13 protein-coding genes are annotated in these 14,551 nt (G+C 43.3%); 6 read left to right on the top strand and 7 right to left on the bottom strand.

The annotated features are described in order from the left end of the window. The first annotated feature begins 48 nt into the window (after nucleotides 1-48). Nucleotides 49-588 (top strand): hypothetical protein, encoded by a 540-nt coding sequence (locus PP178_RS07095; RefSeq protein ID WP_272593643.1) that lies wholly within the window; start codon nucleotides 49-51, stop codon nucleotides 586-588. Between the two features lie 102 nt (nucleotides 589-690). Here PP178_RS07095 and PP178_RS07090 read toward each other — a convergent pair whose 3' ends face one another. After that, the gene (locus tag PP178_RS07090; RefSeq protein ID WP_272593642.1) at nucleotides 691-1,053 is read right to left on the bottom strand and encodes a DUF4870 domain-containing protein; all 363 of its coding nucleotides are present in this window, start codon (nucleotides 1,051-1,053) and stop codon (nucleotides 691-693) included. A 122-nt stretch (nucleotides 1,054-1,175) separates the two neighbouring features. Here PP178_RS07090 and mnmE point away from each other — a divergent pair, with 122 nt between their 5' ends. The 4 genes from mnmE to PP178_RS07070 all read left to right on the top strand — a co-directional run bounded on the left by mnmE (nucleotide 1,176) and on the right by PP178_RS07070 (nucleotide 6,249). Continuing rightward, the gene (gene mnmE, locus PP178_RS07085) at nucleotides 1,176-2,555 is read left to right on the top strand and encodes a tRNA uridine-5-carboxymethylaminomethyl(34) synthesis GTPase MnmE (RefSeq protein WP_272593641.1); all 1,380 of its coding nucleotides are present in this window, start codon (nucleotides 1,176-1,178) and stop codon (nucleotides 2,553-2,555) included. 96 nt (nucleotides 2,556-2,651) lie between these two features. Continuing rightward, complete coding sequence (locus tag PP178_RS07080) at nucleotides 2,652-3,125, top strand: cupin domain-containing protein (protein ID WP_272593640.1); 474 nt, start codon at nucleotides 2,652-2,654, stop codon at nucleotides 3,123-3,125. Nucleotides 3,126-3,505: 380 nt separating this feature from the next. Next, the gene (locus PP178_RS07075; RefSeq protein ID WP_272593639.1) at nucleotides 3,506-3,967 is read left to right on the top strand and encodes a (2Fe-2S)-binding protein; all 462 of its coding nucleotides are present in this window, start codon (nucleotides 3,506-3,508) and stop codon (nucleotides 3,965-3,967) included. Between the two features lie 20 nt (nucleotides 3,968-3,987). Next, nucleotides 3,988-6,249 carry a xanthine dehydrogenase family protein molybdopterin-binding subunit gene (locus PP178_RS07070; RefSeq protein WP_272593638.1) on the top strand — a complete coding sequence of 754 codons (2,262 nt, stop codon included), beginning with the start codon at nucleotides 3,988-3,990 and terminating at the stop codon, nucleotides 6,247-6,249. 86 nt (nucleotides 6,250-6,335) lie between these two features. Here the strand turns inward: PP178_RS07070 and PP178_RS07065 are convergent, their stop codons facing one another. From PP178_RS07065 to PP178_RS07045, 5 genes are all read right to left on the bottom strand, one after another. After that, entirely contained in the window at nucleotides 6,336-8,735 is a 2,400-nt protein-coding gene (locus PP178_RS07065; RefSeq protein ID WP_272593637.1) for a PAS domain-containing sensor histidine kinase, read from the bottom strand. 276 nt (nucleotides 8,736-9,011) lie between these two features. Further along, nucleotides 9,012-10,205: a sensor histidine kinase gene (locus tag PP178_RS07060; RefSeq protein ID WP_272593636.1), complete on the bottom strand. Its 1,194-nt coding sequence runs from the start codon at nucleotides 10,203-10,205 to the stop codon at nucleotides 9,012-9,014. Continuing rightward, complete coding sequence (locus PP178_RS07055) at nucleotides 10,202-11,011, bottom strand: alpha/beta fold hydrolase (protein WP_272593635.1); 810 nt, start codon at nucleotides 11,009-11,011, stop codon at nucleotides 10,202-10,204. The genes PP178_RS07060 and PP178_RS07055 overlap by 4 nt, the downstream gene beginning before the upstream one ends. Before the next feature lie 905 nt (nucleotides 11,012-11,916). Further along, a complete protein-coding gene (locus tag PP178_RS07050; RefSeq protein ID WP_272593634.1) occupies nucleotides 11,917-12,498 on the bottom strand; it encodes a hypothetical protein in 582 nt (193 codons plus the stop codon). A 121-nt stretch (nucleotides 12,499-12,619) separates the two neighbouring features. After that, on the bottom strand, nucleotides 12,620-13,168 hold the full coding sequence (locus tag PP178_RS07045; RefSeq protein WP_272593633.1) for a DUF3347 domain-containing protein: 549 nt from the start codon (nucleotides 13,166-13,168) through the stop codon (nucleotides 12,620-12,622). Nucleotides 13,169-13,331: 163 nt separating this feature from the next. On the opposite strand from PP178_RS07045, the gene PP178_RS07040 reads away from it, so the two are divergent. Further along, nucleotides 13,332-14,072: a tyrosine-protein phosphatase gene (locus PP178_RS07040; protein WP_272593632.1), complete on the top strand. Its 741-nt coding sequence runs from the start codon at nucleotides 13,332-13,334 to the stop codon at nucleotides 14,070-14,072. A gap of 2 nt (nucleotides 14,073-14,074) precedes the next feature. Here PP178_RS07040 and PP178_RS07035 read toward each other — a convergent pair. Continuing rightward, nucleotides 14,075-14,551: T9SS type A sorting domain-containing protein (locus PP178_RS07035; protein ID WP_272593631.1), on the bottom strand; the 477-nt coding region annotated here is incomplete at its 5' end.

Below are 14,551 nucleotides of genomic sequence, written 5' to 3'. Positions count from 1 at the left end.
CTTTATCTTTAGGGACATACTATTGACCCCAAATCAAAACCTACTAAAATGATGAAATTTGTTCTTTTTGTCTTAGCCATACCTATTTTAATATCAACTGGCAACGATCCTTTAACACATTCCGATCAATCAACCGAATCGATCATGGTCGAGGAAATAAGCACTGCCATACCTCCTTCTAAGTCATGTAACTACTTCAGCACGAAATTAATGGCTGGTCAGAACTTAAAGGTCGGTGAAATTTCTATAACTGTGGACAGGGCGGAATACTTCATAGTAACTTATACTATTACTGAACCGGGATATTGCTTAAAAGAAACACACTTATCCGTAGTCAATCAATATGCTGATTTTCCTGTAAACCAATCCGGGAGTCCGGTCGTCGGTGATTTTGAATATTCAGAAAACCATACATGTTCAGATGAAGTATCTTATACCATACCTATGGCAAAAGGATACGTTATTGCTGCACATGCTGTGGTTAAGGGTCAATCTTCATCATCTGAAACCGCATGGGCTGAAGGATGTAATTTTGCCGGTGATAATTGGGCCATGTATTTCAACGCCGCAAACTTAATACCGGGCTAATAAACAGAAAATCATCTTGGAACTTAAAGGTAATTCTTGACATTCTTAAACCTCGGGAATTACCTTATAGTTCGTTGAAGAAATTGCAGCCTTAACTTCCTATTAATTAATAAAGGGGATCGTCAGAAAATAACTGGGTTCCTCCTCATTACTAGCTCTTACGGCATTCACAATGGGCAATACGAAGCCCAATATTCCCGCTCCGATCAATGTGAGTATACCTAAGCCCAAGAGGAGGATGGCCGGAATACTGAGAATTACATATAAAATGAGGCTGAGCTGCAGGTTTACGGCTGCCTTGCCATGAACATCCATCCCTTCTACCTTATCCTTGCTGGTCAGCCAGATGATCAGGGGAACGATTAATCCGCCAAAGCCGATCACGTAACACAGCAATTGGGTTAAGTGGGTGATCACGAGTAAGGAGGTATCTTTTCTTAGGCCGGTTTGGTTAACAACTTCCATTTTGACAGGTATTAAGTGAATAATCAGTTACTTATCAGACGCAGGAACTACGGTTTTGTTACATGTTCTACAGGATTTCACCGCTGAATGCTTTTCGCTACTTTTGCATAAAATTACTTTTTATGGTGCAGCAGGATACAATTGTGGCATTAGCTACCCCTTCCGGGGCAGGGGCAATTGCCGTGATCCGGGTTTCCGGGAACGAGGCGCTCTCGATAGCTTCGGGGCTATTCCGTTCAGTCAGCGGGAAAAAACTGGATGCCCAGAAAACACATACTATCCATTTAGGCCATATCATTGACGAAAACCGAACCATAGACCAGGCACTGGTCTCTGTATTTAAAAATCCTAATTCCTATACCGGGGAAGATGTGGTAGAGATCTCCTGCCACGGCTCTCCTTATATTCAGCAAGAAATATTGCAGTTGTTCCTGAGGAACGGATGCCGGATGGCACAAGCCGGAGAATTTACTTTACGGGCCTTCCTCAACGGGAAAATGGATCTCAGCCAGGCAGAGGCGGTGGCAGACCTGATCGCCTCGGAGAACGAGGCCTCGCACCAGGTTGCCATTCAACAGATGCGCGGAGGTTTCAGCAACGAGATCGCAAAACTCCGGGAAGAGCTGCTCAACTTCGCCTCCCTAATGGAACTGGAACTCGACTTTGCCGAAGAAGATGTGGAATTCGCAGACCGCAGCCAGTTTAAGGCCCTCATCGGTAAGATAGAGGAAGTACTGAAACGACTGATCGATTCGTTTGCCGTGGGCAACGTGATCAAGAACGGCATCCCCATTGCCATCGTAGGGGCCCCTAATGTAGGGAAGTCTACCCTGCTCAATGCACTATTAAAAGAGGAGCGGGCCATTGTCTCGGAGATTGCAGGAACGACCCGGGACACCATAGAAGATGAAATTTCGATCGGGGGGATCGGCTTTCGTTTTATCGATACCGCCGGGATACGGGAGACCACGGATGTGGTCGAGGGCATCGGGATACAACGAACCTTTGAGAAGGTTGATAAGGCCCAGGTGGTAGTCTATTTGTTTGACACCACGGATGCTGATGAGAACGCGAAGGTAGAAGTGGAAAAGATCAAGAACAAATACCCGCAGAAACCGCTGATCGTGATCATGAACAAAGCGGACCTGCTCAGCGAAGAACAGAAGAAGCATTGGAAACAGCAGATCCCTGAAGGCCATTTCATGTCTGCCAGTACAGGTGAAGGCGTAGAAGAATTAAAAGAACAGCTCCTTAATTTTGTCAATACCGGGGCACTGCGGAATAACGAGACCATAGTGACCAATAGCAGGCACTACGACGCCCTTCTAAAAGCCTTGGAAGCCACCCAGAAGGTACGTATGGGAATGGAAGACGATTTACCGGGAGACCTGCTCGCTATCGATATCCGGCAAGTGCTCTTCCACTTTGGTGAGATCACCGGGGAGATCAGCACGGACGACCTGCTGGGGAATATTTTTGCGAACTTCTGTATCGGGAAATAATTTAATCAATGGAGTGTCTGACCTAAATATTCAAAAAATAGCCAACTTAATGTACAACTGGCTATCGACAAAAAAATAAATTAAAAAGTAAAGAACATGAAAAATCTAATCAGAATAGTACTATTTATCATTCCCGTATGCATCTATTCCCAACATGACGAGTACAAGATCTCGTCGTATAAGGATAAAGGTAATAAGGCACCTAATATTCACTATATAGGCGAGGCCTGGTTGAACGGGATCCTGCGGGCCGATGATGAAACTGACTTCAATATTACCAAAGCGACCTTTAAGGCAAATTCTACTTTAGACTGGCATAAGCACTCCTCGGCGCAGGTCTTAATTTATATAGATGGTGAAGGATATTACCAGGAAAAAGGAAAAGATCCTGTTATCCTTAAAGCGGGAGATGTGATCAGATGCAAGAAAGATACGGAGCATTGGCACTCATCAACCAAGGAAAATGATGTTACCTATTTGGCAATATATGGTGGAGAACAACCTACCACCTGGACCGAAGTGCTTTCCCAGGAATACTATGATAGCGTAGCGAAGCAACTAAAGAAATAAGCCTGTTAGCTATAGGTAACATTCTTTTATTATTTCTATTTGTCAATGATTTTCAGGAAAATGTAAGCACATTGACAGGATAAATTTTCTCCCTTACAGCACTAGAGTCGGTCACGGCCTTGGTTTCGGATCAAGTACTATGCCTGGATTGTAATATCCTGGAAGATATCCAGGTATAAAGAGGCGTGGAACACGACGGTATTTACTGGAAATCAAAAGTAGAAGCCAGGCGGCAGGCCCGGACATGGTTAAAGCGTATTCTAGTTATGGCGTAAAGTTGAAAGAACAGTAGAATTTTAACATATGTAATTATATATTACACAGTTAATTACCGCTATTCTTTGAGAAAAATTCATAATTTAATAGAAACAATTTCAACCATGGCAAACTACACCTTAAACATCAACGGGAAATCCCGGGAAGTGGATGTTGACCCTTCAACGCCCATGCTCTGGGTACTACGCGATCACGTTAAGCTGGTCGGGACTAAGTACGGATGCGGTATCGCCCAATGCGGGGCCTGTACTATCCACCTGGATGACAATGCCGTACGCTCTTGTCAATTACCGGTTTCGGCAGTTGGCGATAAAAAAATCACCACTATTGAAGGATTATCCGAACATGGAGACCACCCAGTCCAACAAGCATGGCTGGAGGTCGATGTTCCCCAGTGCGGTTACTGCCAAGCCGGGCAGATCATGAGTGCAAGTGCATTACTCAAGAATAATTCCAATCCTACCGATTCGGAAATCGATACTGCCATGGATGGTAACATTTGTCGCTGTGGCACTTATACCCGTATAAAAAAGGCCATCAAAACAGCTGCAGGGAACTTATCCTGATCCACTCAAAAACAACCATCATGACATTACTTAAAACGCATATCGGAAGAAGAGCATTTATAAAGAATACCAGCCTTGCCAGTGGGGGTTTAGTCCTTGGATTCAGTTTCCTGAATTCCTGCAAACCGGAGCAGGCAGAAAAAATGGCGGTAAGGGAAATGCCCAAGGAGTGGTTCGAAATCAATGGCTACCTGAAAATTGGCGACAATGGGTTGGTAACCATCATGTCTCCCAACCCGGAGATAGGGCAAAATGTAAAAACCTCAATGCCCATGATCGTTGCCGATGAGCTGGAAATTGACTGGAAGGACGTCATAGTGGAACAGGCTCCGCTCAACACCAATCTCTACAGCTGGCAGGTAGCCGGTGGCAGCAGATCGATCAGCAGTTCCTGGCAGAGTCTGAGGATGGCCGGAGCAACGGCAAGACAAATGCTTAAACAAGCCGCAGCAACAGCGTGGCAGGTGCCTGTGGAAGAAATTAGGGCAGTTGAAGGTGTACTTACCCACGAGGCTAGTGGAAAATCCGCTGGCTATGGCGAGATGGCTTCCGCAGCTGCTAAAGAAGCAGTGCCGGAAGAAATTAATTTAAAAGATCGGTCCGACTTCTCCATCATAGGGACCTCGAGAAAAAATGTAGACGGCTTAAAAATCGTAACCGGTCAGCCACTATTTGGGATCGACGTGCAACGAGAAGGGATGCTGATCGCTACAGTTGCGCATCCTCCGGCTTTCGGGATGCAATTGAAATCCCTGGATGCCGAAGCTGCTAAGAAAATGCCAGGGATTCGAGACGTGTTTTCCATCACTCTGTTTGATGATGACTTTAAACGCAGTGCTTTTCACCATACCGCTTTTAATACCCTAGTAGCTGTTGTAGGCGAGAGTACTTGGGAAGTCATGCAGGCAAAAAAGGCATTAAATATTGAATGGGAAAAGGCTCCCAGTGCCTCGATCGGCATGACCATGTTCGGGAACGACATGGAAGTCAATTACCCAGCCGGTCTGGAGAATACGACGACGCACCGTGAACAAATGGAAGCACTGAATGCCAAAAAAGGGAGGGTCGTCCGGAAAGACGGTAATCCTGAAGCAGCATTTAAGAATGCTGCTAAAGTCATCGAGAGGAGTTACACCTGTCCTTTCCTGGCACATAATACTATGGAGCCCATGAATTTCTTCGCCCATGTTACCGAAGATCATGCCGAACTGCTGGGGCCAACCCAGACACCGGAATGGATGGAACCGGCCATAGCCGAGTTACTGGGCTTACCACTGGAAAAAATAGATATAAATATGACCCGCCAGGGCGGTGGCTTTGGTCGCAGGCTCTATGGTCATTTTATGATTGAGGCTGCAGCCATCTCGCAAAAGGCGAAAGCACCCGTGAAGTTGGTGTATAGCCGGGAAGACGATATGTCCCAGGGGACTTACAGACCTTCCTATTACGCCACCTACCGTGCGGCTCTTGATGCTGACAATAATTTAACTGCCTTGCATGTAAAAACTGGGGGCATTCCGGAGAGTCCGTTATTTGCTAACCGCTTCCCGGCAGGTGCATTAGACAATTACCTCGCGGAGGATTGGACCATAGAATCCAATATTACCACCGGTGCTTTCAGGGCACCACGATCTAATTTCATCGCCGGAGCCGAACAGTCATTCCTGGACGAAGTTGCCGAAGCAGCCGGGAAAGATCCTATTGAAATGAGGCTGGAATTGCTAAAAAAAGCACAGGAAAATCCCGTAGGTGAAAACAACGACTACGATGCAGAAAGATATGCCGGGGTATTGGAGCTGGTCAAGGATAAATCAAATTGGAATGCTTCTCCAACAGGTATGCACCGAGGAGTTTCCGCCTATTTCTGTCACAACAGTTACGTGGCCCAGGTATTGGATATCGCTATGGAAAATAATGAACCCGTAGTTCAAAAAGTTACTACTGCCATTGATTGTGGTATCGTGATCAACCCGGACGCTGCCAGGAATTTAGCGGAGGGGGGCGTGGTAGACGGTATTGGACACGCGATGTACAGCGCTATTACCTTTAAAGACGGAGCCCCTGAACAGACTAATTTTGACAAGTACCGGTTGATCAGGCATAGTGAAGCGCCAAAGGAAATCGAAACTCATTTTGTGGACAATGGAATTGACCCGACAGGCCTTGGCGAGCCACCCTTCCCTCCCATCATGGGAGCCCTGGCAAATGCCTTGTATAAAGCCACTGGAAGAAGGCATTACCATCAGCCGTTTATAACAGATAGGCCACCAATCGTGGGCTAAGCTAAGTTCTATGTTAGGAAGAGGTAAGCGTTAGTTATAATGAAGCGCCAAAATGAGAAGAACCACAAGGTGATGTGCCAGCTCCTTTATGACTGAACAAGTGGGATACAGATCATAAATTCTGTTCCCTCCCCCGTCTGACTTTTTGCACTGATCACTCCGTTGTGATTATCGACAATCTTCTTAACTATAGAAAGTCCAATGCCCGTACCTATATACTTGTCCTTGGGGTGCAGTCGCTGAAATACTTCGAAAATTCGGTCTGCGTATTTTTGTTCAAAACCTATCCCGTTGTCACCGACCGTTATACAGCAATACTTAATCCCGGCTTGAGCCTTTTTGTGTTCTAAGCGCTTACCATTGACAATCTCACCTTCTATCTTTATTTCAGGTGATTTTTCGGGATGTGCAAATTTCAGGGAGTTTGAGATCAGATTAAATAGCAGTTGTTGAAACTGAAACGGGATCACGGGGGCAGTTGGCAGTTGACCAATAGTGATCACAGCGTTCAGCTCTTCTAATTCTTCCTGTAAGGTGCCAACTACTTGTTGTGATAATTCGGTCAGGTCGGTGATCTCAAAATTACGTTCTTCAGTACTGGTCCTGGAATAGGCCAACAGATCCTGAATTAAAGCCTGCATTCGCTCCGCTGCTTGCTGCATCCTTTGAAACTTATCCTGGCTTTTATCTGATAAATTCTCATAATCCTTCGACATGATCTGGGAACTGAAGGTCTGTATCTTTCGTAAAGGTTCCTGTAAGTCATGACTGGAGATATACGCAAATGCTTCTAATTCCTTGTTCATTTCCCCCAGTACCTTGTTCGACTCTGCCAGCGCCTTAGTCCGTTCAGACACTTCTTCCTCTAATTTTTGGGTAAAGGCCTTCTGTTCATCAATATTGACCCCGGTACCGATATAACCAATGAGTTGATCATCTTCGTACCTTGGAACCGCCCGGACATGAAACCAATGATATTCACCGGTAATAGCTTGGCGAACCCTATGTTCATATTCGAATGACTTTTTTGAGTTTTGAGCCTCACGAAAGGTTTCTTGAATTACAGAAATATCGTCAGGATGCACTACATCTTTCCAAACGTGATCCAGGAATTCTGTTAATTCATCAAAGCCCATGAAGTCCAGCATCTGGCTGTTGGCATATTCCACGTTTAGGTCAGGATCTGCCATCCAAACCCATACTGGGGCCTGTTCTGCAAGCAACCTAAACTGTTGCTCACTGGCCATTAACTGTTGTTCTGCTATCTTCCGTTCAGAAATATCCCTTGCAATAGCGTGCATATATGGGGTCCCACCAAGAGTAATACCAGTTAACGTTACCTCTACTGGGTAAGTCTCCCCCTTTTTATTGATATGTACGGTCTCAAACATGGGGATTGAATCTTCCTGGGCTTTTTTGAATAAAGCTCTAAATCCTTCTAAGTCAAACACCGTATCCACATCCGGGACTCTTAATTTCTTAGCTTCGTCCTCTGTATACCCCCATTTTTTAATTGCGGCATTGTTGAGGTACTCAAATGTGCCGTCTTCACGCATCAAAATAAACGGGTCTATTGCATTTTCCGCGATGATTTTAAATAGCTCGAAGTTCTCTTCAATCCTCTTTCGCTCAGTGATATCGGTAAAGATGCCGATATAACCTGCAAATGCTCCGTCCGGATTAAAACGGGGCGTGGCATTCGCCAAAATCCAACGGAAATCTCCATCTTTTGCCCGAACCCTTACCTCACCCGTAAACGGCGCTCTTTTCGCCAGGGATCCAAAATAAAGGGTTGAGAAGGGCTCTAAATCATCAGGGTGTACGTAATCGGACCATCCGGTTCCGGTTAATTCACTCATTTTAGCCCCGGTGAGTCTTGTCCAGGCAGGGTTAAAATAGGTTGCATTGCCTGATTCGTCACCAGTGACGATAAATAAGTCCGTATCCTCTGCCATACTCCGGAAGCGCTGCTCGCTATTACGAAGGTTCTTTTGCTTTTCAAGTACCTGGGTGGTTTCATTACAGACCGTAAGTACCGCTGTAATTTCTCCATTTTTGTTATGTACAGGGCTATAACTGTAGGTCCAGTAAATATCTTCCACTACCCCATTACGGAAAAAAGGGATCAATTGATTTTCACGATATACTGTGCCATCCCCTTTACTCACTTGCCTAAGTAAAGGCTCGATATCCGGCCAGATTTCAGACCATGCCTCCTCCCCTTTCATCCCTAATATAGAAGGGTGTTTCCCACCTGCTCCGAGACTTGGTCTATAGGCATCATTATAAAAACATCTGTAATCTTTTCCCCAAAACAAGAACATTGGGAATTGTGAATTCAGAAGGATATCCAGCGTAATTTTCAATTCATCCGGCCATTTTATTGGATCACCCAGCTCAGTTTCTTCCCACTCATAATCCCTCGTGAGCTTGGCCATTTCACCATCCCCACGCAAGAAATAAGGAGTGTTTGTTGTTTTAGACATAATTATCGGACTGGAAATATTTATAGATCGACTGAATATCAGTCATTTACGGGAATTATTATAAACAGTTAAATTCTTTTATTTTTTAATAAATACCAAGAGAAATGGTCAATTCCTTAATTAGAGCAGTAGTTGACAGAAGCTTATCTTAACAAAAATAAATACATTTTAATTCTTCTTGTGTGAAATTTGTGATGAAAATTGACACAATCAAGCAAATGCACCCTATCTATTACATCCATATTTACAGCATAGGTGAAAGCATTTCTTTGAAAATTACAGGTCTAATGCATTGGGCAATACGATGGTGAATTGTGTACCTTGGATCTGTTTAGTATTAACGAGAATGCGACCATTATGCAGCTCGACAATCTTTTTACAATAGGCGAGGCCTAAGCCTCGTCCACTGTTTTCATGAAATTTTTGCATCAGACCAAAAATACGATCGTTGACGTTTGACGGAAATCCTGAAGCATTGTCCTTGAATTGAATCTGTAAGAAATCCATGTAGCGGTAAGCACCGGTAAGCGACCTGTAGTAATTATCAGTCACTATCTCAGAAGCGATCTCAATTTCAAGGGGTCTTTCTGGGTTCCTAAATTGCCACGCATTGGAAAGCAATTCCCTGAATACCCTGGTCAGTAATTTAATGTCACCGTAAACTCTTTTTTCCTTAAGTCCGCCAAGATCAGGCATTAAATCCTCATTTCCAATCCTACTGATGGCAGCACCGATCATTTCCTCCAGGTTTCCTACGGCAGCGTTTGTCATCCGCTCTTCCAGGGAGTGAAAGTTCTGTAAGCGAGCTATCAGTTCATGAGCATATTCTGATAAACCGAGAAGCTTGGCTAGGTATGTCTGCATTTCAGGATTCAGTTCTTCCTTGCTGGTTTTCCCTTCTAAAAGACCTGCGAAGAGGCGAACTTTGCGCATGGGTTCCTGTAAATCATGGGCGAGAATCTTGTTGAATTCGACATGCTCCCGGTTGATGCGTTTTAAATCATGCAATTGTCTTTCCAGGAGGTCTTGGTTCCTTTCCAGCCTTGATTTCAGATCCTGTAAAAGAACATTCTCTTTAAGAGCCTTCTCTGCCGTGTCCTTAGCTTCTATGATGCTCTTTTCAAATTTATTGCGCTTGGCTATCTGAATGCCTGCAGCGTGAATTTCGCGTTGTCCCTCCTCTCCTTTTAATACAAGATTAAGGAGTACCGGAAATTCTTTACCATCTGCCGTGCTGAAGGATAAAAACATTTCGTTCACATTACCTTGCATCATCAGCATAGGTAAGAAGTGTGTTTTAAAAAAAATTCTGCTGCCCATTGTCAGCAGATCCTCAAATCGATAATTAGAAATCAGCTCTTCACGCTGGTATCCCAATGCCTTTAAAAGCAAATCGTTCACCTCAGTGATCAGTCCATTTGCCTTAAAGCTGAATATGTAACAGGGGGTGTTTTGGGCAATTTCTTTCATGAGATCGCTAACTCTGTTTCGAGGTAACGCGATATACATTCTATGGTTTCCGTCGGATGACTCATATGTGGGCAATGGCCCGTGGCTTTCATGTAATAAATAACACTATGCTCTAATTGGTCATTAACGTATTGACCAACATCTTCAGGAGCAATATCATCTTCGGAGCACTGGAGTACAAGGCAAGGAACTCTAACTTTTTTTAAATCATCACGGTTATCAGAGAAAAAAGTAATACTGGCAAAATTCTGGGTGATCTCCTTATCCATAGAACAAAAACTGCGTTCCAGTTCTTCGGTTAGACCGGGCTGTTCATTATTCTTCATGACTACCGGTGCAAGGAAACTGGCCCAGCCGACATAATTATTATTCATCACCTCCATAAGGCCTTCCAGGTCTTTTTCTTCAAAACCACCGTGATATCCTGGTTTATTGATATAACAAGGAGAAGGACAAACGAGAATTAACGATCGGAAATATTCCGGGCGTTTGATCGAGGCTAGCATCCCGATCATGGAACTAACAGAGTGACCTATTAGGATAATATCTCTAAGATCTAGCGTCTCGCAAATATCCAGGATATCGAGAGCATATCCATGGAGGGAGCTGTACCGTTCTTCATGATATTGGGTGAGGTCTGATTCCCCGCAGCCTACATAATCAAATAATACAATTTTATAGTCATTGATATATGCTGGAATCACATGCCGCCACATGGTCTGATCACATCCAAAACCATGGGCGAACATCATCACTTGCTTACCTTCACCTAGTACTTTTACATTATTTCTCTTCAGAACGTCCATGGTCTTCTGTTTACACCAATTAAAGATAAGTGATTCGTTGATTTTTCATTTCTTTCTTAAATAAAAAGTTAAACAAAATTATAGCGATTGGAATAAAATCCTCCTTTAAGCCAAATTTTAAGAAGAAATTTCTTAAATATTATGCTGATAACTGTAAGCAATGCCATTTTTGTTTAAGATTTTTACTATCCCTTGATTGATTGGGGACAAGTCCGTCCCCTCCAAGGTTCTAAGTTATTGGCTATCACTGATATTTTCTTTCATTAAGCTGCATTTATTTAATAAGTAAATACTCATTCCATATAATTTTTTTATCGGGGTATACTGCCCTCCCCTCCCCGGTTTTAATTTAAGTCCGTTCCCTGCAACATCCTGGCATTAGCTGTTTTCATTTTTCCATATTAGATTTTACACGAGCTGGATATTTGGGGTTAAAAACTTTCCCCTCCCCGGTAATAAGTTATCTGCTCCCATTGTAACAAACTTGCATTATGTGTTATTTAACATTCAAGTAAATCCCAATCTATATGATTATTCGACTGGGGTATACTACCCTCCCCTCCCCGGTTATAAGTTATCTGCTCAGCCTGCAATATGCTTGTATTCGGAGTTGTTTATTTTAAAAAATCTCGTTTTATCTATCCTGGGATTTTTGGGGTCAAAGACCCTCCCCTCCCCGGTCATAATATAACCCGACTCCCTGCAGAATACATGCACTCTAGAATTTTTAAATTTTTCTTGTTATTCAGCATCCATTCCTGCCATGAGCTGAATCACACTCCCATACTAATCTATCCATAACTATCCAATCTCGTCCCCTATTAAAGATCACTTATTATTCTTCTTGTAGGTTAAACAAAAAAAGAGGGCCATTGCCCTCTTTTTGTGCAGCTATATAAAATACATTATTGTGAACCGTCCTTACTCATATGTGGTTGGAGCGAAGCTTCATATTCTTCCATCTCCTGAAGGATCAACATTTTCATTTCCTCATCCTCCATCATTTTATCAACAACTTTTTTTCGCATTTCAGGATCTTCGGTCATTTTAACGATCATTATGTCTACCATTTCAGGATCATTGGCCATCTCTTCCCTTAACTGGTCTTTCACGGCGTTCCTGAACTCCTGGTCTTCCATCAATTTGTCTCTAACATTTAGACAAAGCTCCGGATTCTCATTGAGTTTTTGTTGCATCATGGATTTCATTCGCTCCTGTAAGTCAGGATGGTTTGCAACTAGTGCACTTACTTTGCCACTCTCCATCATATCCAGGTGATCTTTGATCAGGATAAGTTCCGCCTGCCTGATGTTATGAGCTTTTTCCAAAAGGTCTGTAAAATTACCTTCGTCCGAGACAATGGTCTGGAACATCCTTTCTTTATAATCATCGTCTTCCAACTGTTCCGCGGTAGACTTGTTTGCTCCGCAACTGGCCATTAACAATGCGGTACCTGAAATTAAAAGTGTATTTCTGAAAAGTCTCATGTTTTTATAATTTAGGTTAATAGATAGTCAGGTCACTTTAGGGCAACCTCAATTTGGACACAGGTATTTTGCTTGTGCCTATTATTTCTTCGCAAGTCAATTTTGCGAAAAAAATTAATGTTTAGCTTTTTGGGGTGATTGTTTCTTTGACAGAGCCACAGTTAGCCATCTTCTCGCCAAAGTAAGGGTTTCGGATTTCCTTAGAATCTGACAGCCAGTAGGCCCCTTTATTATCAAAGGCCATGGGGCAATATTGCTTATAAATCTGTCCGTTCTGAAGGTTATCGTATATCAGTGGCTCCAGTTCATGGGTGAACTCAGAGAAGAGTAGACGCTGTGTATCAATATCCTTAGCCCTGGAAATATCTGCTGCCAATTTTCCAATTTCGGGGTGACCTTCCTTTAATCCACGAGCCATATTTGCTGCTGCTACAGAAACAGCTTTTTCATCGGCATCAAACAAAGCGGATTTCACTTCCAGGTAATGGTGGAAAACATCGCCACTTAATCCGGATTTAAAAGAGGTTTCAGCCATATCGGTGGTCATTTCACCCTGGGTGTCTATTTCTGATTCCTCTACGGTTATTTCTTTTTCTTTTTTCTCTTCCTTACAGGAAAATATCGTTAGTGATATCAAGAGTAATAAGGTGATACGCGTTACTGTTTTCATTTATCTAAATATTTAAAGGCAAGATGTAAAAATTAGCCCTTTCTTACGTTCGTTTTTGACTTAAATGTTAATGGAATATATAGACGATCCCCGATTTTAATAGTTTATAACAATTGAGGGTTCCATTCAGAAACCCTATTTTTGCAGCTGAATTGCAACCAACATGATCCACATATTCAGTAAGAAGCACTTCCTGGTCGACCAGCTGGAGAATTTTGTAGATATACACAATCATATCTTGCCGGGAATAGATGATGGAGCTAAAACTGTCGATGATTCTTTAGCGCTTATCAGGGGGTTTTCAGAATTCGGGGTGAAGAACTTTGTCGCCACCCCGCATATTATGCACAACTACTACCCCAATACCAGGGAAAGCATTGAAGCGGCACATCTTTTGGTTAAGAATGAGCTAATTGAATGCGGCATGGATGAGATTGAACTGGCATTTGCCGCTGAACACATGATCGACGAAAATTTTATTCCCATGGTCGAGCAAGGGGGGATGTTGCCATTAAGTTCGAGCTACCTGCTTGTTGAAATGTCTTACCTCCAGCCACCTATTCATTTTGATGAAGCTATAGTTAAGGTCGCCAGCAATCATTTATTCCCAGTGCTGGCCCACCCGGAGCGCTATGCGTTCTTACACCAGCGATTCGGGAAATACCAAAAATTCAAGTCGGAGGGCATCTTGTTCCAGCTGAACCTGTTATCCCTGAGCAACTACTATGGTAAAGAAATACCTAAGGTTGCTCAAAAATTACTGGAAGAAAATATGATCGATTTTATCGCTTCTGATGTTCACAATATGCATCAACTACAATCCTTGAAAGAGGTGACCATTTCCAAGAAAATCCTGAAAATGGTCACACCGGTCATCCACAAAACGATTCAGTCTTTCTATTAGACCTATTTCTTCACCACCAATTGTTTATAGAATGATTTACCATCTGCTGTCAGGAATTGCAAGTGGTAGGTACCTTCTTCCAGTCCGTCAACATTTACTGGGTGCTGCTGCATTCCGGCTGTTGCGACACTAGATATTTTCTGAGTTCTGACCAATCGCCCTGTAGCGTCAAAGATCAATATTCTATCCAGGCGAGGTAACTGTTGATCCAAGACGACGTTAGAAATTTCCGCTGTCGGGTTTGGATACAGGTCTACCTTATAAATATCCTGGTTCATGGAGATGATCAATGGGTCTTGCTGTGCTATTTTACTGGTATTTCCGCAATTGGTCGCAGGGTTACCTAAACCGCTGGGAGTATTCCCTGTCTTGGTAATGTAGACCTTATCCAGACCTACCCCATCCTCGCGATGTCCAAAGTCGATCGTATTGATCCCATCCACCAGCTCGTAGGTCACAAAGTTGGTCCGTTGCTCCTC

It is taken from the genome of Zeaxanthinibacter sp. PT1, assembly GCF_028464225.1.
Classification (GTDB): domain Bacteria; phylum Bacteroidota; class Bacteroidia; order Flavobacteriales; family Flavobacteriaceae; genus Zeaxanthinibacter.
The sequence above is the reverse complement of the archived record's forward strand: the minus strand, read 5'-3'. Positions and strand labels throughout refer to the sequence as shown.